We start from the raw sequence: 20689 nt of genomic DNA, 5'->3' as shown, positions 1-20689 counted from the left end.
CGGTCCGACCACTGTACATCCATACAGTCTATCAGGTTGGAAAAGAATTGGTATCGATCACGTCGCACGGAATCAGACAAGTGACGGTGCGGTGCGAGAGGCGAGCGGCTTTCATGACCGTTCGCGCCAGGCCAAAGCCTGACTTTCGCCGCATTGCTATTTATCGATTACCGATATACGATATGATTCAGTCATTCAGATGTTCCGACACCGCTGAACTGTTCGCGGGCCGCTGTGTACCGCGCTTCGGCAATATCCGCGCCGTGGCCGAACGCAAGCTGCGGCTGCTGCAGAGAGCGTCGACGCTGGAGTTCCTGCGCTCCCCGCCGGGCAATCGCCTGCAGTTGCTGACCGGCGACCGCAAAGGCCGCTACAGCATCCGCATCAACGAGCAATGGCGAATCTGCTTCATCTGGACCCACGACGGCCCCGCGGCCGTTGAGATCATCGACTACCACTGAGGAAGACAGACATGGTTCGCTTCAAGGACGGCATGCGTCCCATCCACCCGGGCGAAATCCTGCGCGAGGATTTCCTGGTACCGCTCAACATGAGCGCCAACGCCCTGGCCCTCGCGCTGCGCGTGACCGCGGCGCGCATCAACGACATCGTCCGCGAGCAACGTGGCATCACGCCGGACACCGCCCTGCGCCTGGCGCGCTATTTTGGCGGCGATGCGCAGTCGTGGCTGAACCTGCAGCTGGACTATGACCTGAAGGTCGCGCAGCGCGACCACGGCGAGCGCATCATGGCGGAAGTGGCGCCGCGCGATGCCGCGGCGGCCGGTCAACCGGCCGCTGAAAAGTAGAAAACGGTATTGCCGGGGCGGCGCTGCCCACGCCGCCCCGGGGCCATCTCCCTATCGCATCAGCGTTTCCGCCAGCGCCCGGAAAGCACGGAACGTGATCGGATTGTTGGCCGCGTTGCCGGCCACGGGGTGCGACGCGTATCGCACGATGGTCAGCTCGGCCTTGGGGTCGATATAGATGCGCTGGCCATGGATGCCGGCGGCCTGGAACATGCCGTGGCTGTCGTGCGAGACCCACCACATGTCGCGATAGCTCCAGCCCGGCAGCACCGGCGCGCTGGCCGACCTGGCAAACTGGTCCCGGTCGCCGCCGCTGCGGATATCCGCCACGACCGAGGCCGGAATGATCTGCTTGCCATTGAAGCGCCCGTTGCCGCGGATGGTCTCGCCAAAGCGCGCAAGGTCGCGCAGCGTGGTGTTCAGCCCGCCGCCGCCCGACTCCGTGCCGATGCTGTCCACGGTGAAGTACGCATCCTGCTCCGCGCCCATCGGTTGCCAGATCCGCTCCGAGAGCAGCTTGGCCAGCGACTGGCCCGAGGCCCTGCGCACGATCCACGCCAGCACCTCGGCATTGACCGTCTTGTAGGCAAACACCGCATTGTGGTCGCCTTCCTTCTGCAGGGTCTTCAGGAAGTCGTAGAACGTCCCCGGGCCGCTGTAGCCCGCCGGGCGGGCCAGCATGCCGCCCGCACGCGCGTAGTCCCACACCTCTGCCTTGGGATTGGCATAGTCCTCGGAGTAGCGCACGCCGATGGTCATGTCCATGACCTGCCGCACCGTGGCGTCACCGTAGGCCGTGCCAGCCAGTTCGGGCAGGTAGCGCGTCACCGATGCCGCCGGGTCGAGCTTGCCGTCGGCCGCGAGCATCGCGGCCAGCGTGCCGACAAATGACTTCGTGACCGACATGGCGATATGGGGCGTGTGCCCGTCGAGCGCGCCGAAATAGCGCTCATAGATGACCTTGCCCTTGTGCATCACCAGGATGCCGTCGGTGTAGGTCAGCGCCAGCATCTCGTCGAAGGTGCGGCGGGTGCCGTCCGCATCGGTGAACTGCACCGAGCCGACATCCCGTTCCGCACGCGGCAGCGCGCTGGCCGGGCCGGCGCCGCGCCAGACGGACGCGGTCGGCACCAGTTCTCGGATATGCGAGAACAGCCAGCGATTGCGCGGAAACCTGTCGGCGCCCGGCGTATGCGTGATCAGCTTGTCCGGCGGCGGCGGGAAGCCCTGCATCCAGCCCAGGCGGTTCGGGTCGCTGTCCAGCGCTGCGACCAGGGTCGGCGCCGCGGCTGCCGGGGCGGCCACACTCCCGGCAGCGCTGCCGGCGCTCTGGCTCCAGGCCGGCAGGCTGGCCGCGCACAGCGCCATGCATGCCAGGCGGCGCCAGGGGCGCGAGGATTCCGGATACGTCTTCAACGACATGCTGTCTCCTTGCTTTGTTTTGTTTGAGGGATTGCCGCGCGCGGGGCTAGCCAGCCTGCGCATCCGCGCCCTGCTGGTGCTCGATCAAGGCCGCGGTCAGCTTGTCGATGCAGCGGTCCAGCGTCTGCACTTCCGCTTCCGTCAGCACCGAGAGGAACATCTTCTCCAGCATGTCGCCGCGCTGGTACGTCCGTGCGACCAGTGCTTCGCCCGCCGCGGTCAGGTAAAGGTTCAGCTGCCTGGCGTCGGCCTCGCCGACTTCACGGCGCAGCAGGCCCCGCTTTGCCAGCGCGGTGACCAGCTTGGAAGTCACCGTTTTCTCCAGCAACACCAGTTCGATCAGGCGCGTCAGCGTCAAGCCCGGCTCCAGCCCGGCAAAACGCAGCACACGCAACTCCCGCAGGCCGATGCCGAACTCGCGCTCGTAAAAGCCGGAGGCGGAACTCTTGGTCATTTCGCAAAGGCGGTTCAGGCGAAACGACATGAATTCCAGGATGGAATCGGTGGTGCTGGCAGTGTTGGACATGGGAACGGGTGATCAGGCGGCCGATAGATTCTATGGGCAATAGTTTCCATGAGCAACTAACCAAGGGTAAGTACGGTTCTTCGCGCGATCGCCGGGCAAAAGAAAAGGCCCGCCCCAGGATTCCTGGCAGCGGGCCGGTCCAGGCAGCGCGGCGGCTGCCTGCAGCGCTCAAGCGCGATCAGTCGAGCAAGTGCCCCATGCGCGTGCGCTTCGTAGCCAGGTACTTCTCGTTCTCGGCGTTGGACGGCACGATGTGGCGCAACTGCTCGGTAACCGTGATGCCGGCCTTCTCGAGCGCTGCGGCCTTGAGCGGATTGTTGCTCATCAGGCGCACGGACTTGACGCCCCACTGGTGCAGCAGGTCGGCGGCGAAGGCGTAGTTGCGTGCGTCGATCGCCTGGCCCAGGGCCAGGTTGGCGTCGACCGTGTCGAGCCCGCCGTCTTGCAGGCGGTAGGCGCGGATCTTCTCGGCCAGGCCAATGCCGCGGCCTTCATGCCCGCGCAGGTACAGCAGGATGCCGCGGCCTTCGGCGGCAATCTTTTCCATGGCGAGCTCGAGCTGCGGACCGCAGTCGCACCGGCAGGAACCGAAGACGTCGCCGGTCAGGCATTCGGAATGCATGCGGATCAGGACGCCATCGCCCGTCACATCGCCCACGCTGAGGGCCAGGTGTTCGATGCCTGAATCGGCGCCCTTGAAGGCGTGCGCCGTAAAGTCGCCGAATCGCGTCGGCAGGCGCGCCGAGTCGATCAGCTCAATTTCTGTGTCATTCATACCGGAATTCTTGGTCAAAAGGCGGGGGCGCGGCCCGGCACCGCCGACATTATGAGCGGAATTGCACCTTCGCGCTCGGATTCCCCGCCGAGGCGGGGCGGGACAGCCGTCGGCGAAGTCCTACAGCAGTACGCGCAATCCCCTTATGCAGCCGCTTCAAGCGGGTCGGTAGACTCGGTTTACAGGACATCGCCGGAGCCGTTCCAGGCGACAAAAAGCGCAGTGCGCATCACCTGACGGCGGCCCTCGGCCCCAGCAGGAGCAGGCCATGACCGGTAATCCCTTGAACGCTGAGCAAGCCAGTACCAAGATCGCAGCACTGTTTGATACCAGGTCGGCAGCCAACGACGCCGCCGAACGGGTCTGCCATGAGGCCCATCTCCGGCGCGGGCAGGTGCGGCTGGTGCATCCATACGAAGCGCACTTCGGCCGCAAGCTGGAGCCCGAGAACGACGCCATCGCGCGCACCGCGGTGCGCTCGCACCTGATGATGGGTACGCTGGGCGCGGTGGTCGGGCTGGCCATTGTCGGCATCCTGCACCGGCAGGGAGTCGAGGCCGTCATGGACAGCCCGGGATTCGCAATCGGGGCGGCCCTCTTCCTGGGCATGGTGTTCGGCATGCTGTTGGCGGGGCTGGTGACCGCACGACCGGACCATCAACTGGTAATAACGCCGGTGCGTGAGGCCGTGCAACATGGCCGCTGGGCGCTACTGGTACACCCGACCACGCCGCAGCAATGCAACGAGGCTATGCGCGCGCTGCGCAATACCACCGCCGAGGTGCTCAGGACAGCCTGACAAGCTGCTCAGGGCTCGACCGAAGGCTCGCGCTTGAGCGTGCGCAGCACAAAGGTCGAGCGGCTGTGGCGCAGGCCAGGCAGCTTGTATAGCTTGTGCCGCAGGAACTCCTCATAACCCAGGGTCCCCGCCACGGCGACCTTGATCAGGTAGTCATATTCGCCCGTCAGCAAGTGGGCCTCCATCACCTCAGGCAATTCCGCCAGGGCCTTGCCGAAGCGGTACAGCATGTCGTCGTCGTGCCGCTCCAGCGTGACCTCGATCAGCACGGTATCCGGCAATCCCAGCGCCTTCTGATTCAGCAGCGCGGCGTAGCCTTCGATCACCCCGCTTTCTTCCAGCGCGCGCACACGGTTCCAGCAGGGCGTGGCCGACAGGCCGACTTGCTCGGCCAGCCGCGCATTGGACAGGCGGCCATCGCGCCGCAGTTCACGCAGGATGCGCCGGTCGGTGTCGTCGAGTTTGGGCGGCTGTGCCATCGCAATACCCACAAGAAAAGAAACATCCTTAGATTCTGCCATGAATGGATGTTTATTCTCCAATAGAAGCCATATCGAAGAAAATTCAGAAGCCAATTTTGCGTAACGGCTGGTAAATTTACCTTATCGAACGACCTGCCGAAAACAACACATGCCAGCCACCACCCTCCCCACCTTGCACCTCTCGCTGCGACTCGAAACCGCCGACCTGTTCGGCGCCATGGAATGGGTGCTGGCCAATGCGCGCCGTACCGGCCTGGCGCCCGCGCAACTCAGCTTCGACGCGGCCCGGCAGGCCGTGCTGCATGCCACCCTGACGGCGCAGGATGCCGGCCAGCTGTGGCTGTTCCTGCGCCGCCTCGACAATGGCTTCGACGTGGAACTGCTGTTTGCCGACGTGGATGACCCCGACAGCGACGCCGTGGCCGAGCCGGCACCGCGCGCCGCCATGCGCCGCACCAACAGTGAGCCGGCCCTGGCCCTGCCCGCGTGAACCGCGCCTAAGCAGCCTGCGGCAGCAGTTCGATCCCATCGAGCTGCGCCGCGCACGTATCGCGCACGATCGAGACAAAGTCCGCCACATAGGGCCTGCGCGCCATCGCCGCCGGCACCGTGGCATAGAGCTCGCTCCACAAGCCTCTGGCACCGATGCGCTTGGCCAGCACGTAGTCGTGGTCGACGTAGTTCTTCACCCCCCAGTTGGGCAGCGCCGCCACGCCGCGGCGGCTGGCTACCAGCTGCAGCACCGCCACCGTCAGTTCCGCCGTGCGCCGTTCCAGGTGGATGCCCGCGGGCTCCAGCACCTCGCGGATCAGGTCGATGCGCTGCTCGGGCACCGGATAGGTAATCAGCGTTTCGCCGGCCAGGTCTCCGGCTTCGATGCGGCGCTTGTTGCGCAGCCGGTGTTCATTGGCGATGACCGCCAGGATCTCGAAGCGGAACAGCGGCGCCACCTCCAGCCCGCGTCGGGCCGCCGGCTGCGAGCCTATCACCATGTCGGCGCGGCCGTCGCTGAGCAGCGCGATCGGGTCGGCGTGGAAGCCCGCCACCAGATCCACCTCCACTTCCGGCCAGCGGCGGCGGAACTCGTCCATCACGGGCATCAGCCAGTCGAAGCAGGTATGGCATTCCAGCACCACGCGCAGCTCGCCACGGGTGTCGCCCTTGAGCCGTTCGATATCGCGGTCGGCGGCGCTGACCGCGGCCAGCACCTCGCGCGCCAGCGCCAGCAGGCGTTCGCCCGCCGGCGTGAAGCGCAGCCCCTGGCGCGTGCGGTCGAACAGCGGCAGGCCGTAGTGCGATTCGATCGCCTTGATCTGGTGCGACAGCGCTGACTGGCTGACATGCACGCGCTCGGCCGCGGTGGCCAGCTTGCCGGACTCGGCAATCGCCACCAGCGAGCGCAAATGGCGGACTTCGATCATGCGGCGCCCCCAACCTGTTGCCCGTCTGTCTTGATATGAAACTCATTCATATGTTGTTTAAAACTTGTCGCTTGATTCATTTTACGGGCAAACCGACACTGTGCGCCAGACATCTTCCGGAGCAACCTCCATGGCACGCACCCATATCCTCGGCTTTCCCCGCATCGGCGAACGCCGCGAACTGAAATTTGCGCAAGAAGCGTTCTGGCGCGGCGATCGCACCGAAGCCGAGCTGCGCGACGTGGCCGCGCAACTGCGCCGCCGCCACTGGCAGCTGCAGGCCGACCACGGCCTGGACACGGTGGCCACCGGCGACTTTGCGTATTACGACCAGATGCTGAGCCTGACCGCGCTGCTGGGCGCGCTGCCGCGCCGCTTCGGCTTCGATCCGGCCCGGCTCACGCTGACGCAGTACTTCGAGCTGGCACGCGGCAACCGCGAGCAGCCGGCCATGGAAATGACCAAGTGGTTCGACACCAACTACCACTACCTGGTCCCTGAGCTGGACGCCGAGACCACTTTCGGCGGCGGCCCGGCCTGGTTCTTCGAGGAAGCCGATGAGGCGCTGGCGCTTGGCCTGCGCGCCCGCCCGGTGCTGATCGGGCCGGTCACCTACCTGTGGCTGTCCAAGAGCCATGTGGCGGGCTTCGACCGCCTGACCCTGCTGCCGCAACTGCTGCAGGGCTATCGCCGCATCCTCGGCCAGCTCAAGGCGCGCGGCATCGAATGGGTGCAGATCGACGAGCCGGCCTTGTGCCTGGACCTGGAGCCGGCCTGGCTCGACGCATTCGACACCGCCTACGCTGCCTTGCGCGAAGCCGGCCCCAAGTTGCTGCTGGCCACCTATTTCGACACCGCCGCCGACCATGCGCAGCGCGCCGCCGCCCTGCCGGTCGACGGCTTCCATATCGACCTGGTGCGGGCGCCGGAACAACTGGCCGCATGGCAGGCCGCGCTGCCCGCGCACGCCGTGCTGTCGCTGGGCGTGATCGACGGCCGCAATATCTGGCGCACCGACCTGCGCCGAGTCCTGGACACGCTGCGCCCGGTGCAGGCCGCGCTGGGCGAGCGCCTGTGGCTGGCACCGTCGTGCTCGCTGCTGCATGTGCCGGTGTCGCTCGCGCATGAAGTGCGTCTCGATGTCGAGCTGAAGTCGTGGCTCGCCTTTGCCACCGAAAAGCTCGACGAGCTGTCCGTGCTGGGCCGCGCGTTGAATCAAGGCGACGCCGTGGTCGCCGAAGCGCTGGCAGCATCCGACGCCGCGCAGGCCTCGCGCCGCGCCTCGCGCCGGGTGGTCAACCCGCGGGTGCAGCAGCGGCTGGCAGCCGTGAGCGCCGGCATGGCCGACCGCGCCAGCCCCTTTGCCGAGCGCATCGAGCGCCAGCGCCAGGCGCTGCAGCTGCCGCTGTTGCCGACCACCACGATCGGCTCGTTCCCTCAGACCGCGGCCATCCGCCAGACCCGCGCCGCGTTCAAGCGTGGCGAGATCGGCGCGCTCGAATACCTGGAACGCATCCGTGCCGAGATCGCGGTGGCCGTGCGCAAGCAGGAAGCACTGGGCCTGGACGTGCTGGTGCACGGCGAAGCCGAGCGCAACGACATGGTCGAGTACTTCGGCGAGCAGCTGTGCGGCTACGGCTTTACCGAGAACGGCTGGGTGCAGAGCTATGGCTCGCGCTGCGTCAAGCCGCCGGTGATCTACGGCGACGTGTACCGGCCCGAGCCGATGACGGTCGATACCGCCCGCTACGCGCAATCGCTGACCGAGCGGCCGATGAAGGGCATGCTCACCGGCCCCATCACCATGCTGCAGTGGTCCTTCGTGCGCGACGACCAGCCGCGTGCCACCACCGCGCGCCAGCTGGCCCTGGCCATCCGCGACGAAGTGTGCGACCTGGAGCAGGCCGGCATCCGCGTGATCCAGATCGACGAGCCCGCGCTGCGCGAAGGCCTGCCGCTGCGCCGTGCCGACTGGGATGCCTACCTGGACTGGGCCGTCACTGCCTTCCGCCTGTCGGCCAGCGGCGTGCAGGACCAGACCCAGATCCACACGCATATGTGCTATGCCGAGTTCAACGATATCCTGCCCGCCATCGCGGCCATGGACGCGGACGTGATCACCATCGAGACCTCGCGCTCGGCGATGGAACTGCTGGAAGGCTTCGGCGACTTCGACTACCCGAACGAGATCGGGCCGGGTGTCTACGACATCCACTCGCCGCGCGTGCCGTCGGTGCAGGCCATGGAGCGGCTGCTCGACCGCGCCTGCGAGGTGGTGCCGCCGCAGCGGCTGTGGGTCAACCCGGACTGCGGCCTGAAGACGCGCGGCTGGGAAGAGACCGAAGCAGCGCTGGCCAATATGGTCAGCGCGGCCCGCGCGCTGCGCGCGCGGCTGTCGGCGCGGGGCGCAACGACCTGGAAGCGCCTCAGCAAGCCTGCAGCCGCCACCGCCGCGGCAGTGCCCCACGCCGGCAACGCCTGCACGGCCTGCGCCACGCACGCGAACTGAGACGGCGTAGCGCCAGTTGCGCTGGCAGGAAAAGACAAAGGCCGCATGCCCCTCACAGGCATGCGGCCTTTGTCCTCGATGGCGGCCTCGTCAGTCCACCTGCATCACCGCCGGCGGCATCCAGTTGCCGTCCAGCAGCACCTGCTCCGGCCAGTACGCGCGCAGCATCATGTTCAGGCCATCGGGCGGCGCCGGCAGCCAGTTCGCCGCCTTGGCGCCGGCCGGGCGCTCGTGCTGGATATAGATATCGAGCGAGCCGTCGCGGTTGTAGCGCAGGCGGTCGCGGCTGCCCACGGCGTAGCGCTGGATCGGGTTGGAAATGAACGCCTGCCGGTCGTTGTACAGCGTCAGCGACCAGAACGCGCGCGCCGGCGGCAACTGGTCCTTGTCGAAATGCAGCACATAGCGCGCCCCGCCCTGCAGCGGCTTGCCGTTGGCATCCGTGCGGGTGGAGGCGTAGATCGCGTCTTCGGGCAGGTTGGCACCCAGGCCCACCCACGCGGTCACCGCGCGGCGGCCGTAGCTGGTGCCATAGGTGCCCAGGTCGCGATGCATGACCCAGCCGTTGCCGGCATCGGCATTGCCCTTGCGCGCACCCTGAACGATCGCGGCCAGCGCAGCGGTAGCACCCTCCTGCACCGCGCGCGCGGTGGAGGGCTCCATCACCGTGGTCTTAAACGGCACCCCCGGGGTGATGCCCATGCGGCGGAGCTTGTCCACCATGGCGGCATCGGCGGGCGCCGGCGGATTGGCCGGCAGCAAGGCGGCAAAGCGCGTGAAGAAAGCCTGTGCATCCATTGCCGCCACCAGCTCCACGGGCGAGCTTTCAGGGTCGATGGCCGTGGGCCGCGGCGCGGCCCTCTCCGGCACGCGCCGCCCGCCACCCCAGGCCGACAGCGGCGTCAGCCGGTACTGGTCCTGGAGCCGGTGCACCGCCGGGAAGTCCTGCTTGCCATTGGCCTGCGTACGGCCGATCAACCAGACCATCGACGTGGGCGAACGGATCTCCTGCATGCCCTTGGGCAGCGTGCCGCGCCAGTCAGGCCCGGTGATGGCGAAGTTGCCGCGGCGGGTGCCGGTGGTGCGCTTGCCCGGCGACGCGAACACATTGGTCCACGCATCCATCAGCGGCATCAGGTAGTAGCGCCCGTACGTATCGGGCACCGACAGGATGACCGGCTCCCTGGACAGGTCGAGCCAGGCCGACGAATACAGCGTGTCGGCGTTGGGGCTGACCACGTCGGTGAAGCTGGCGTCCGGGAAGGTGCGCTTGTGGTGGAAGGTATTGGCCGGCGTGCGCAGCGTCATCAGCTCGCGCGTCACGTCCGTCAGCACCATCGGATAGGCGAAGGTGAAGACCTCGGCGGACAAGGCCTTCATCGCCTGGTCGGACGGCGGTTGCTCGGCGACTGCCGGGCTGGTTCCGTGATCCGGCGCGGACGCACAGCCGGACAGCATGACGGCAAGCGTGACCGCGCTCGCCAGTTGACACAAGGATGGCTTCATGACCCCGTTTTCCCAATGTTTTTGCGGCTTTTCGGGTGTTGCGGCTATGACTGCCGGCATGTCGTCCCGAAGGCGCATCTATTCCGTGCGCATCTTGTCCCGCGCGCCGGTGACCTGTCAATTCCTCTGAAGCCGGGAAGCGAGGGCAAGCGCACCGAACGCCGGCGGCATCGGTCACGGGTGAATCATGAAGCACTATCAGGGGTGATGAAAGCCGCACGCATGGCTCGGCCTTTCCGCCTCAGAGCCTCAGCGCGTCAGGAAATCCAGCACCACCTTGCTGAACGCCTCGGCCTGCTCCAGGTTGGAGATATGTGCGGCCTCCAGCTCGACATAGTGGGCGCCCGGGATCGTCTGCGCCAGGAACACGCCATCGCGCGGCGGCGTGGGCAGGTCGCCCGAGCCAGCGATCACCAGTGTCGGCGTGGTGATCTTTTCGATTTGCGCGCGCAGGTCGGCATCGCGCACCGCCAGGCAGTTGGCCGCGTAGCCCGCAGCCGGGGTGGCCCCGAGCATGGCGCGCAGCGATGCCACCAGCCCCGGATGCGCGGCCGCGTACGGCGGGGTGAGCCATTTGTCGACTACCGCGGCAGCGATCGATGCCACGCCGTCGCGCCCGACCGCAGCGGCGCGGTTGGTCCAGTTCTCCGGCGGGCCGATATAGGCAGCGGTATTGCACAACACCAGCTTGCGCAGGCGCGGACCATGGTTCAGGGCCAGCCACATGCCAGTGATGCCACCCATCGACAAGCCGCAGAAACTGGCTTCGCCGATGCCAAGGTGATCGAGCAACGCGATCACGTCGCCGCCGAGTTGCGCGATGCTGTACGGACCCGCCGGCACCGACGACTCGCCATGGCCGCGCGTGTCATAGCGCAGCACGCGGAAGTGCTGGCTGAAGGCCGCCACCTGCGGCTCCCACATGCTGAAGCTGGTGCCCAGCGAATTGGACAGCACCAGCACCGGCAGGTGCTCGGCGCCATCGAGGCGGTAATGCAGTCGGAGGTTGGCGAGGTCGGCGTATGGCATGGCGTTTGGCTCAGGATCAGGTGGCTGGATGGCAGGCGCTCAGTTCGGCGCGATGGCCGAACCGTGTTGCGCCAGCGGCGTGACCTTGATCTCCATGTACGGGTACAGCGGCAGCATGGTCAGCAGCGTGTGCAGTTCGTCGTTGTCGCCGACATCGAAGATGCTGACGTTGGCGTACTGGCCCACCACACGCCACAGGTGGCGCCACTTGCCTTCGCGCTGCAGGCGCTGCGACATGGCCTTCTCGTCGGCCTTGAGCTGCTCCACCAGTTGTGGATCGAGCGATGCGGGAATCTTGACGGTCATTTCTGCCATGAACAACATGGGGTCTCCTTGTCCGGGGGTATGGTGGGATGGAGGCAGCGCGGGCTGCCTCGTCAAAGATGGCGCACGCCGTCGAGATAGGCCTTGCGCCAGCGCACGATGCGCACCTCGGCAAACAAACCCGCCTCGGTGAACGGATCGGCGTCGATGAATTGCTGTGCCGCGTCGCGGGTGTCGACATCGACGATATAGATGCCGCCTCCGGCATCCGAGCCATCGTCGTTGAGCTTGGCGCCGCAAGCCAGCAGCAAGTCCTTGTTGGCTTCCAGGTAATCCAGGTGGCTGGCACGGGTGGCCTGGCGCACATGCTGGTGATTGGGCTTGTCGACGGTTTCGATCAGGTACGGCATGGCAATCCTCCTGTCAGCGGCACGCTGGCCGCGGGTCAAAGTCAGGCAATCTGCGCGCCCCACAGCAGCAGCGCGGCAATGTAGATCAGGCCCACCCAGAACATCATGATCACGGTGTAGCCCATCACGTCCTTCAGGTTCAGCCTGGACAGCGCCAGCGCCGGCAATATCCAGAACGGCTGCACCAGGTCGTTCCAGGCATTGCCGAGCATCACCGACATCGAGGTCTGGCTGACCGAGCTGTTGATGGCCTTGGCCGCATCGACCATGAACGGGCCCTGGATCATCCAGTGGCCACCGCCCGACGGTGCGAAGAAGTTGATCACGAACGAACTGAGCAGCCCCCAGAACGGCAGCGTCTGCGGCGTGGCGATCTCCACGAACACACGCGAGATGGTATCCACCAGCCCCGAGCCGGCCATGATCGCCATGATGCCTGCATAGAACGGATACTGCAGGATGATGCCGGAAATGGTCTTGATGCCTTCGTTCAGCTTGGCCACGTAGTTGACCGGCGTGCCCAGCAGCAGCACGCCCGCGAACAGGATCAGGAAGTTGATCAGGTTCAGGTCGAGCGAGCCGCCCTGCGTGAAGTAGATGACCGCGTAGGCCATGCCGCACAGGCCGATGGCCAGGCTCAGGATACGGCTGTTGTTCAGGCGCGCGGCCAGGGTGTTCTCGCCGCCCATGCTGTGGGCCGAGCCGGCCTCGGCCTTGGCGGGTTCCTGGTCGCGGCGGATCTCCACCACATCGGCCGGGTTGCGCGGATGCAGCCAGGCATTGAGCAGCGGCAGCGTGACGATCACCGCCAGGCTGGTCAGCAGCATCGGCGTGGAGAAGATGGTTTCAGACAGCGGGATCACGCCCATCAGCTTTTCCATCGGGTGGCCCGGGGTGGAGATCAGCACCGGGATGCTGGCCGACAGGCCCAGCCCGTACAGGGTGAAGCCGCTGTACGCGGCGGCGATGATGAGCGGGTAATGCACGCCACGGACCTTCAGCGCCAGCTTCCTGGCGATGATGCCGCCGATCACCAGCCCGAAGCCCCAGTTCAGGTAGCTGCCGATGCCGCCCACCAGCGTGGCGACGATCACCGCGGTGCGCGGCGAGTGCACGGCACTGACGATGCGGTCGAGCATGCGGTCAGTGAACGGCGCGGTGGCCAGCACGTAGCCCATCGCCAGGATCACCGCCATCTGCGTGGTAAATGCCAGCAGGTTCCAGAACCCCTTGCCCCAGCTGGCGATCACGGCCGGCGCTGCCTGCCCTTGCACCGTCACCGCCAGCGCCATCGTCAGCAAGGTCAGGCCGATGGCAAATACAAAGGGATCCGGCAGGTACCGGCGCATGAGTTCGGTGAAGAACCCGGCAATCTTGCTCATAGCTTCCTTGTCTCCAGTTTCGGCCAAAGTTACGCCACTAGAACTACAGTTCTATATGCGAACTTCAAAAATACGCGTGGCTATGCTAAGAGCCGGTCGACCGGTTGGTCAAGGAAATGGGGACGCGCGATTACATTCGTTTCGCGCAACAATTGTTGAATGAGGCCTGGAATTTTCTACGCAGGCCATGCAATGCGGACGATCGGCAGGATCAATAGCGCATCTGCACATCTTCGACCTTGCCCGTACGCGCGTTGTACAGGCAGGCGTAGTGGAAGCCGATCGCCGACGAACTGTCGTCAGGCTCGAACACGCCTTCGCCATTGACCGAGGTTTGCGCATTGGGGCGCAGGTAGTACTGCTCGCGGTCGGCCATCAGCATCACGCTGCCGGGCTGCGGGTAGCGGCGCTTGAGGGCTTCCGCCACGGCCGGCTCGCAGGCCGTGGACGCGGCCCTGGAAGCGGCTTGTGGATCGACGGTGATGCGGGTGGTGGCCGGGGGCACAGGGCGCGGTGCCATCTGCGGCGGCGTTTCGCAGGCGGCCAGCAGGCACACCAGCGGCAGGCACAGGCAAGAAGCTCGGATCACGCGGACCTCCTCAGAAGGAGGGCGCCGGCAACGGGCACCCCAAAAAGTGAAGCGGAGCTATCAGGTTACTGCCTCTGGCCGGAAAAGCCAAAGCCGGCGCGCCCGGGCAGCCCGGCAATGCCCCGCCGATAGCGAATCCTTGAACGCGGCTAAACTATGGCACGCGGCAGCGCCCCGGGTTCCGGCCAGGTGCGTGCCGCCAGCACAACCACGATGCCGACACAATGACAACCACAGAGACAAGCGGCAACCGCCCTGCCACCCCTGCTCCCCTGCTGCGCACCGCCGCCAGCCTGCTCGTCGTGCGCGATGCGCCGGCCGGCATGGAAGTGCTGCTGGTACGCCGCGTCGAACGCGCCAACGACCGCAGCAGCGGCGCCTACGTTTTCCCGGGCGGCACGCTCGACGCGCAGGACAAGGCCCTGCACGCGCATGCCCACGGCCTGGACGACGCCCTTGCCAGCGAACGCCTGGGCATGCCGGCCAGCGGCCTGGACTTCTACCTGGCCGCCTTGCGAGAATGCTATGAAGAGGCCGGCCTGCTGTTTGCCTGTGACCGCGACGGGCGCCCGCATTCGCCGCACCAGCTCGACGCCGCCGGCCAGGCGCTGCTGCGCGAGGCAGTGCAGCGCGGCGGCCCCGGCCTGGCCCACGCTTGCGAGCAACTGGGCCTGCGCCTGGCGGCCGACCGGCTCGCCTATCACAGCTACTGGCTGACGCCCCCCGGCCTGCCCAAGCGTTTCGATACCCGCTTCTTTGTCGCCATCGCCCCCGAAGGCCAGGTGGCCGTGCCCGACGGCACCGAGATCGTGGAGCACCGCTGGATTCGCCCCGGCGAGGCCGCCGATCCCGCCAGCGGCCTGCCGCTGATGCACGTCACGCGCCGCACGCTGAGCTCGATCGCGCAGTTTGAAAGCGCCGCGGCCTGCTTCGCTTATTACTCGCAGCTGCGCGGCATTGCCTGCATCATGCCGCGGCTGGCCACCGGCGCGGCCGGCGTGCGCCCGGTGATGCCGAACGAGCCGTGCTACGCCGAGATCGGCCGCATCGATCCCGACGGCAACACGCACGGCCGTTATGAGCTGGTACCGGGCGTGCCGGTACGACTGTCCGAGCGCGTCTGGCGCGTGACCGCCAACAACGGCAACGTGATGACGGGCCCGGGCACCAACACCTACCTGATAGGCGGCGGCGCGCGCAATGAATGGGCCGTGATCGATCCGGGCCCGGACGATGGCGAGCATGTGCGCGCCATCCTTGCTGCCGCACCCGGCCCGATCCGCTGGATCCTCGCCACGCATACCCACCTGGACCATTCGCCCGCTGCCGCCGCGCTGCAGGCCGCCACCGGCGCCACGGTGCTCGGGCGTGCCGCGCCTGCCGGCCAGTGGCAGGACCTCAGCTTCGAGCCACAGCGCGAACTGAACCACGGCGAGCGCCTTGCCATCACCGAGGACTGCACCTTGCGCGTGTGCCACACGCCGGGCCACGCCTCGAACCACCTCTGCTACCTGCTGGAAGAAGAACAGACACTCTTTACCGGCGACCACGTGATGCAGGGCTCGACCGTCGTCATCGGCCCGCCCGATGGCGACATGCGCGCCTACCTGGACTCGCTCGCAGCACTGCAGGATGAAGACCTCGACTGGCTGGCGCCGGGCCATGGCTTCCTGATCGCGCGCCCGCAGGACGCCATCCGCATCCTGGTCCGGCACCGGCTGCAGCGCGAGGCCAAGGTCGTTGCCGCACTGCGCGAACTGAGCCCGGCACCGATCGGCGAGCTGCTGCTGCGCGTCTACGACGATGTGCCGCCGCGCATGCATCCGGTTGCGCAGCGATCGCTGCTGGCGCACCTGCTCAAGCTGCGCGATGACGGCAAGGCGCAGGAAGCGGACGGCATCTGGTCGAACGCCACGGCGTAGCACCGGCGCGGGCATCGGGGCAAGTTGAAGATTTTTGGCGGGGGGCTTGCACAAACCAGAAATTGCGCTACAATGGCGCCTCTCGTGTGCGGCTGTAGCTCAGTTGGATAGAGTACTTGGCTACGAACCAAGGGGTCGTGGGTTCGAATCCTGCCAGCCGCGCCACCTATGCAGAAAGAAAAAGGGCTTCCGGAAACGGAAGCCCTTTTTTCATTGCGGCGCTCGCATTTGGCGCCACCCTCCCCACTACCACCACTACCACCGATAGCGCGCCCCGACCGTTCCGCCCGGGTTGCGCCCCGCCCTCACCTTGAACCACAGCTTCATGCCGGTCGATGTATTGCCATGCGCGCCGATGTTGAAGGAGAACAGCCCGCGCAGCAGGTCGGCATCGATCTTGGTGCCGTTGATGTTGATGACCTGTTTGCGGCTGTCCTGCCACCAGTCAGCCTCGACAAAGGGATAAATACCGGCCAGCCGCGTCGGCTGCGCGCCGTACAGGCGCACGCCAATGCCGGCGGCGCTGGCATCGCCGGGCATGGCTTGCATCGGCATGCCGGAGACGGGCGACATGCCAGGCTGGTAGGCCAGCTGCAAGCGCGGCTGGATGGTCAGCCCGCCTGCGCGCGGCACCACGGCATCGACCGCCAGCGCCATGGTGCGCATGCGACTGTCGGCAAAACCGCCTGCGCTGGTGATGTCATCCAGGTGCAGCGACACCCGGCGCGGGCGTTCGGCCATGGCGGCGGTTTCACGGTCGACCGCGGCAAGGCCGGGCGCATCGTCATCGGGCCCGGGGCCCATGGCAAGCGTTAACGCGGATGGGGATGACTGCGACGGCGCGGCATACTCGACGGTGACGGGCTCGGCGGGCGTGGCGGACCAGGCAGGAGCAGCGGTGTCGGCAACCAGCAGATCGGGCACGTCAGCCATGGCGGGCTGCCCGGCTTGCGCCTGCAGCGGCTGGTCCCAGCCGGAGACGCCCTGGCTTTCCGGAACGGCGTCATCTGCATGGGCCAGTGCACACATCAGCATGGCCAGGATGACGCTGTACTGCAGGTGATGCAGGACCATGCCGTGATGCGCGGCACATGCGTGCCACCCGGGGCAAGTCCCCGCCTCCCTTTCTCTCGATGACAAGACCGTAGTCATGGCAACCACCTTCGGACGTTATATGTGCCTGCCCGATGAGTTCGAGCATAGGTCAAATGCCCTGCCAGCGTTAGCCGGGAATGTTCGGCCGCGCGCGCCCCGTACGACCCTGTCAGCGAGCAAATTCGGCCTGGCCGCTGCGCCTTTTCGTCAATAATGGCGGTAATGACAAATCTTGCAGACATCGCCCGGCAAGCTGCCGCCGGGAGCAAACCTTATGGCCTTGTGGCAACGTGCGCGCCGGCGTGAGTCCGAACCCGGGGGCATGGCACCGCCGGCCGGACGCAGCCGCAGCCTGAAGCGCAAGCTGGCGATCGCCACGGCGGTCGGCGGGCTCTGCACCCTGGTGCTCGCCGCGCTGGTGATGGCCCGCTCGTATGGCGACTTCACCTCGGCGCGGCAGAACCTGTACGACATCTCGGCATACCGCGAGCTGCTCGAGGCCGCCAACGTGCTGTCCGCGGAACGTGGACCGGCCAACAGCGTGCTGGGAGATCCACCCTCGCCCAACACCTCCGCGCGTGAGCGCCTGCAAGCGTTCCGCGCCCGCAGCGACGCCGCGCTGGCGCGCCTGGCCGCGCCGCCGCCGGCACCCTTCGGCCTGCACAACCACCACCTGCCGCCGCTGATGGTCGAGCGCGTGCGCGAACGCCTGGCGCGGGCGCGGGCCGAGATCGACGAACTCGCCGGGCGGCCGCGCCAGGACCGTGACATGGACGAGATCCGCCATGCCATCGAAAGCATGTTCGAGGTCGTGGACGCGCTGCAGCCGGTCATCGCCTGGCAGGTACGCGAACTGTCCGCCTGCGACGACGGCCTGGCGGCGCCGGCGCTGACCGGCAGGATGCTGGGCGACCTGCGCGAGTATGGCGGGCGCATCGCCTCGCAGATCATGGCGCCCGTGGCGGCGCGCCAGCCGATGCCGGTGCAGAGCCTGGTGGACGCCACGCGCTCGCGCGGCCGGCTGCTGGAGCTATGGCAGCTGGCGGGGCCGGCGTACAACATGTTCGGCGCCGTGCCCGCGCTGGAGCAGGCATACGCCGACGCCGGCCACCAGTTCTTCGGCCAGGGCCTGTCGATGATCGACAGCCTGGTTGCGCAGGGCCGCGTCTCGGGCAATTACTCGATGACGCCGACGGAGCTGACCAACCGCTACGTGCGCACGCTGGAGCCGCTGGAGCGGTTGCGCAGGGTATTCCTGGACGAGGTGGTCGCGCATTTCACCGCAGCGCGCGCACAAGCGCTGCGCGAACTGACGGCTGCGTGCGGCACGTCGGCGCTGATCCTTGCCGTGCTGGGCTACGTGCTGGTGTTCATGCAGCGCTCGGTGATCCTGCCGCTGCTGCGCGCCGGCGACGAAGTGATCGGCCTGGCCGAGGCGCGCGAACACCCGCACTACGCTGCGCCAGCGGCGTCCGCCAGGCCCGCGGCGGAGATGCGGCGCCTGTTCGATGCCATCGAGATCCTGCGCCGCAAGCTGCGCGAGCGCGCCTCGCTGACCGCACAACTGGAACACCAGGCGCGCACCGACAGCCTGACCGGGCTGCTGAACCGGCGCGCGCTGGAGCTGGTGGCCGCGCAGTACGCGGCACACGACAGCGCCAGCCTGGTGCTGATCGACGTGGACCGCTTCAAGCAGATCAACGACCGCCATGGCCATGCCGCCGGCGACCAGGTGCTGCGCGACATCGCTGCGATGATGCGCGCGCTGGTGCCGCCCGAAGGCGTGCTGGCACGCTTCGGCGGCGAGGAGTTCGCGCTGCTGCTGCCGCACGGCAGGCCGGGCGAGGCCGCCGCGCTGGCCGAAACCCTGCGCGCGGAAATCGCGTCGCGCCCGGTCTACCTGTCGGGCAGCACCCAGCTGTGCGTCACCGCCAGCTTCGGCGTGGCCATCGGGCGCGGCGGCGAGCGTCACTGGCAGCGGCTGTTCGGCGCGGCCGACGCTGCCATGTACCGCGCCAAGGCCGAAGGGCGCAACTGCGTGCGCGAGGCACAGCGCGAGGAAGGGGTGGCAGCCGGCTGAAGCAGGCCGGCCCCGGCACCAGCACGGAAACGATGGACGAAAAAAACCCGCATCGCTGCGGGCTTCTTCCACATATCCGGCACCGCCGCCTCGGTATCGAATGGCGGTGACCCGGTCACTCACGCCGGGCTAAAACGAAGAAAGGCTCGCTTGCGCGAGCCTTTCTAAATATTGGTGCCCAGAAGAGGACTCGAACCTCCACAGTGTTGCCACCGCTAGGACCTGAACCTAGTGCGTCTACCAATTCCGCCATCTGGGCTTCGTTTCGCTGCATTGCTGCCGCGATGCGAAGAAAGAAATTATGCCGAGCGCGTCAGGGACTGTCAACACCCTGACACAAAAAATTTGTGATCCTTATTGCCCGCCGCTGCGCCGCAGGAAATCCACCTGCGCCGGCCGGCCAGGCAGGTCCAGCGCAGCCATCGCCAGAGGCATGCTGGCGATGGTCTTGCCGGCACGCAGCACCCGCAGCCGCGTGGCGCGCAGGCGGATCGCCTCCACCGGGTCGCGCGCCTGCAGCAGCACCAGGTCGGCGCAGCAGCCAGGCGCCACGCCGTAGCCATCCAGCCCCAGGATTTGCGCAGGCATGGCGGTCACGGCGGCGAAGCACGCGCGCATGGCTTCCTGCCCGGTCATCTGCGCGACATGCAGCCCCATGTGCGCCACTTCCAGCATGTCGCCGGAGCCCAGGCTGTACCACGGATCCATCACACAATCGTGGCCGAACGCCACCGGCACGCCGGCCGCCAGCAACTCCGGCACCCGCGTCATGCCGCGGCGCCGCGGATAGGTATCGTGCCGCCCCTGCAGCGTGATGTTGATCAGCGGATTGGCGATTGCCGCCACGCCGGCCTCGCGCATCAGGGGGATCAGCTTGGACACGTAATAGTTGTCCATTGAATGCATCGAGGTCAGGTGCGAGCCCGCCACCCTGCCCTGCAGGCCGAGCCGCACGGTCTCGCTGGCCAGCGTCTCGATATGGCGCGACAGCGGGTCGTCGCTCTCGTCGCAATGCATGTCGACGCGCAGGCCGCGGTCCGCCGCCAGCTCGCACAGCAGCCGCACAGATTCGGCGCCCTGCGCCATGGTGCGCTCGAAATGCGGGATGCCGCCGACCACGTCGACGCCCATGTCCAGCGCGCGCTTCAGGTTGTCCAGCGCGCCGGGCGCGCGCAGCACGCCGTCCTGCGGGAACGCCACCAGCTGCAGGTCCAGGTAGGGGCGCACGCGCTCGCGCACGTGCAGCAGCGCCTCCACCGCGAGCAGCCGCGGATCGCACACGTCCACATGCGAGCGGATCGCCAGCAGCCCGCGCGCCACCGCCCAGTCGCAGTAGGCCAGCGCGCGCTCGACCAGCGCCTCCTGCGTCAGCATCGGCTTGAGCTCGCCCCACAGCGCAATGCCTTCGAGCAGCGTGCCCGACTGGTTCACGCGCGGCAGCCCGTACGACAGTGTGGCGTCCATGTGGAAGTGCGCATCGACGAACGGCGGCGTCACCAGGTGGCCGGCCGCATCGATCTCGTCGGCGGCGTGCGCGGCCAGTGCCGGCTCAACCGCGGCGATGCGGCCCGCGGCAATGCCGATATCGATGTCGGTGCGCCCGTCGGGCAGGTTGCAGTGCCGCAGGATCAGGTCGAGCATGGAGGTCTCTCAGGCAGGAGGCACGGCGA

General features: G+C 67.1%; 20 protein-coding genes and 2 tRNA genes. 8 read left to right on the top strand and 14 right to left on the bottom strand.

The genetic code is table 11. The features are described 5' to 3' along the window. Positions 1-182 precede the first annotated feature (182 nt). Positions 183-461, top strand: a complete 279-nt coding sequence (locus AC3WQZ_RS00280) for a type II toxin-antitoxin system RelE/ParE family toxin (protein WP_035815279.1) — start codon at positions 183-185, stop codon at positions 459-461. A gap of 11 nt (positions 462-472) precedes the next feature. Further along, positions 473-808, top strand: a complete 336-nt coding sequence (locus AC3WQZ_RS00275; protein ID WP_010814559.1) for a HigA family addiction module antitoxin — start codon at positions 473-475, stop codon at positions 806-808. A gap of 51 nt (positions 809-859) precedes the next feature. On the opposite strand, the gene AC3WQZ_RS00270 is transcribed toward AC3WQZ_RS00275, so the two are convergent. The 3 genes from AC3WQZ_RS00270 to ribA form a co-directional block, all read right to left on the bottom strand. Beyond that, positions 860-2230 (bottom strand): serine hydrolase domain-containing protein, encoded by a 1371-nt coding sequence (locus AC3WQZ_RS00270; RefSeq protein ID WP_011617316.1) that lies wholly within the window; start codon positions 2228-2230, stop codon positions 860-862. 46 nt (positions 2231-2276) lie between these two features. Further along, complete coding sequence (locus AC3WQZ_RS00265) at positions 2277-2756, bottom strand: MarR family winged helix-turn-helix transcriptional regulator (RefSeq protein WP_010814561.1); 480 nt, start codon at positions 2754-2756, stop codon at positions 2277-2279. A 178-nt stretch (positions 2757-2934) separates the two neighbouring features. After that, entirely contained in the window at positions 2935-3531 is a 597-nt protein-coding gene (ribA, locus tag AC3WQZ_RS00260; RefSeq protein WP_010814562.1) for a GTP cyclohydrolase II, read from the bottom strand. A 268-nt stretch (positions 3532-3799) separates the two neighbouring features. Here ribA and AC3WQZ_RS00255 point away from each other — a divergent pair, with 268 nt between their 5' ends. Continuing rightward, positions 3800-4330 carry a hypothetical protein gene (locus tag AC3WQZ_RS00255; RefSeq protein ID WP_010814563.1) on the top strand — a complete coding sequence of 177 codons (531 nt, stop codon included), beginning with the start codon at positions 3800-3802 and terminating at the stop codon, positions 4328-4330. Between the two features lie 8 nt (positions 4331-4338). Here the strand turns inward: AC3WQZ_RS00255 and AC3WQZ_RS00250 are convergent, their stop codons facing one another. Continuing rightward, the gene (locus AC3WQZ_RS00250) at positions 4339-4809 is read right to left on the bottom strand and encodes an Lrp/AsnC family transcriptional regulator (protein ID WP_010814564.1); all 471 of its coding nucleotides are present in this window, start codon (positions 4807-4809) and stop codon (positions 4339-4341) included. 151 nt (positions 4810-4960) lie between these two features. Between AC3WQZ_RS00250 and AC3WQZ_RS00245 the strand changes: the two genes are divergently transcribed. Further along, on the top strand, positions 4961-5302 hold the full coding sequence (locus AC3WQZ_RS00245) for a hypothetical protein (RefSeq protein WP_010814565.1): 342 nt from the start codon (positions 4961-4963) through the stop codon (positions 5300-5302). A gap of 7 nt (positions 5303-5309) precedes the next feature. Here the strand turns inward: AC3WQZ_RS00245 and AC3WQZ_RS00240 are convergent, their stop codons facing one another. Further along, complete coding sequence (locus AC3WQZ_RS00240) at positions 5310-6233, bottom strand: LysR family transcriptional regulator (RefSeq protein WP_010814566.1); 924 nt, start codon at positions 6231-6233, stop codon at positions 5310-5312. Between the two features lie 130 nt (positions 6234-6363). On the opposite strand from AC3WQZ_RS00240, the gene metE reads away from it, so the two are divergent. Then, positions 6364-8742, top strand: coding sequence for a 5-methyltetrahydropteroyltriglutamate--homocysteine S-methyltransferase (gene metE, locus AC3WQZ_RS00235; protein WP_010814567.1), 2379 nt, complete (start codon positions 6364-6366; stop codon positions 8740-8742). 90 nt (positions 8743-8832) lie between these two features. Here the strand turns inward: metE and AC3WQZ_RS00230 are convergent, their stop codons facing one another. The 6 genes from AC3WQZ_RS00230 to AC3WQZ_RS00205 all read right to left on the bottom strand — a co-directional run bounded on the left by AC3WQZ_RS00230 (position 8833) and on the right by AC3WQZ_RS00205 (position 13922). Continuing rightward, a complete protein-coding gene (locus AC3WQZ_RS00230) occupies positions 8833-10248 on the bottom strand; it encodes a DUF1254 domain-containing protein (RefSeq protein ID WP_492299735.1) in 1416 nt (471 codons plus the stop codon). 249 nt (positions 10249-10497) lie between these two features. Further along, complete coding sequence (gene pcaD / locus AC3WQZ_RS00225) at positions 10498-11277, bottom strand: 3-oxoadipate enol-lactonase (protein ID WP_011617320.1); 780 nt, start codon at positions 11275-11277, stop codon at positions 10498-10500. A gap of 39 nt (positions 11278-11316) precedes the next feature. After that, a complete protein-coding gene (gene catC, locus AC3WQZ_RS00220; RefSeq protein WP_010814570.1) occupies positions 11317-11601 on the bottom strand; it encodes a muconolactone Delta-isomerase in 285 nt (94 codons plus the stop codon). Positions 11602-11654: 53 nt separating this feature from the next. After that, the gene (locus tag AC3WQZ_RS00215) at positions 11655-11951 is read right to left on the bottom strand and encodes a YciI family protein (protein WP_010814571.1); all 297 of its coding nucleotides are present in this window, start codon (positions 11949-11951) and stop codon (positions 11655-11657) included. Positions 11952-11992: 41 nt separating this feature from the next. Then, positions 11993-13333, bottom strand: a complete 1341-nt coding sequence (locus AC3WQZ_RS00210) for a short-chain fatty acid transporter (RefSeq protein ID WP_011617321.1) — start codon at positions 13331-13333, stop codon at positions 11993-11995. A gap of 211 nt (positions 13334-13544) precedes the next feature. Beyond that, on the bottom strand, positions 13545-13922 hold the full coding sequence (locus tag AC3WQZ_RS00205) for a short-chain fatty acid transporter (RefSeq protein WP_492299734.1): 378 nt from the start codon (positions 13920-13922) through the stop codon (positions 13545-13547). Between the two features lie 224 nt (positions 13923-14146). Between AC3WQZ_RS00205 and AC3WQZ_RS00200 the strand changes: the two genes are divergently transcribed. Together AC3WQZ_RS00200 and AC3WQZ_RS00195 are read left to right on the top strand one after the other, a co-directional pair. Next, a complete protein-coding gene (locus AC3WQZ_RS00200; protein ID WP_011617323.1) occupies positions 14147-15844 on the top strand; it encodes an MBL fold metallo-hydrolase in 1698 nt (565 codons plus the stop codon). Between the two features lie 88 nt (positions 15845-15932). Further along, positions 15933-16009 (top strand) — tRNA-Arg (locus AC3WQZ_RS00195). A gap of 90 nt (positions 16010-16099) precedes the next feature. Here AC3WQZ_RS00195 and AC3WQZ_RS00190 read toward each other — a convergent pair. After that, positions 16100-16996 carry a hydrolase gene (locus AC3WQZ_RS00190; RefSeq protein ID WP_037024230.1) on the bottom strand — a complete coding sequence of 299 codons (897 nt, stop codon included), beginning with the start codon at positions 16994-16996 and terminating at the stop codon, positions 16100-16102. Between the two features lie 217 nt (positions 16997-17213). Between AC3WQZ_RS00190 and AC3WQZ_RS00185 the strand changes: the two genes are divergently transcribed. Then, entirely contained in the window at positions 17214-19019 is a 1806-nt protein-coding gene (locus tag AC3WQZ_RS00185) for a GGDEF domain-containing protein (RefSeq protein ID WP_058696818.1), read from the top strand. 172 nt (positions 19020-19191) lie between these two features. On the opposite strand, the gene AC3WQZ_RS00180 is transcribed toward AC3WQZ_RS00185, so the two are convergent. Beyond that, positions 19192-19278 (bottom strand) — tRNA-Leu (locus AC3WQZ_RS00180). A gap of 95 nt (positions 19279-19373) precedes the next feature. Continuing rightward, positions 19374-20660, bottom strand: a complete 1287-nt coding sequence (locus AC3WQZ_RS00175; RefSeq protein WP_058696819.1) for an amidohydrolase family protein — start codon at positions 20658-20660, stop codon at positions 19374-19376. Between the last annotated feature and the right edge of the window lie 29 nt (positions 20661-20689).

It is taken from the genome of Cupriavidus sp. FW305-26 (genome assembly GCF_058787975.1).
Note: the sequence above shows the minus strand (reverse complement) of the source record. Positions and strands in the feature narration are given on the sequence as shown.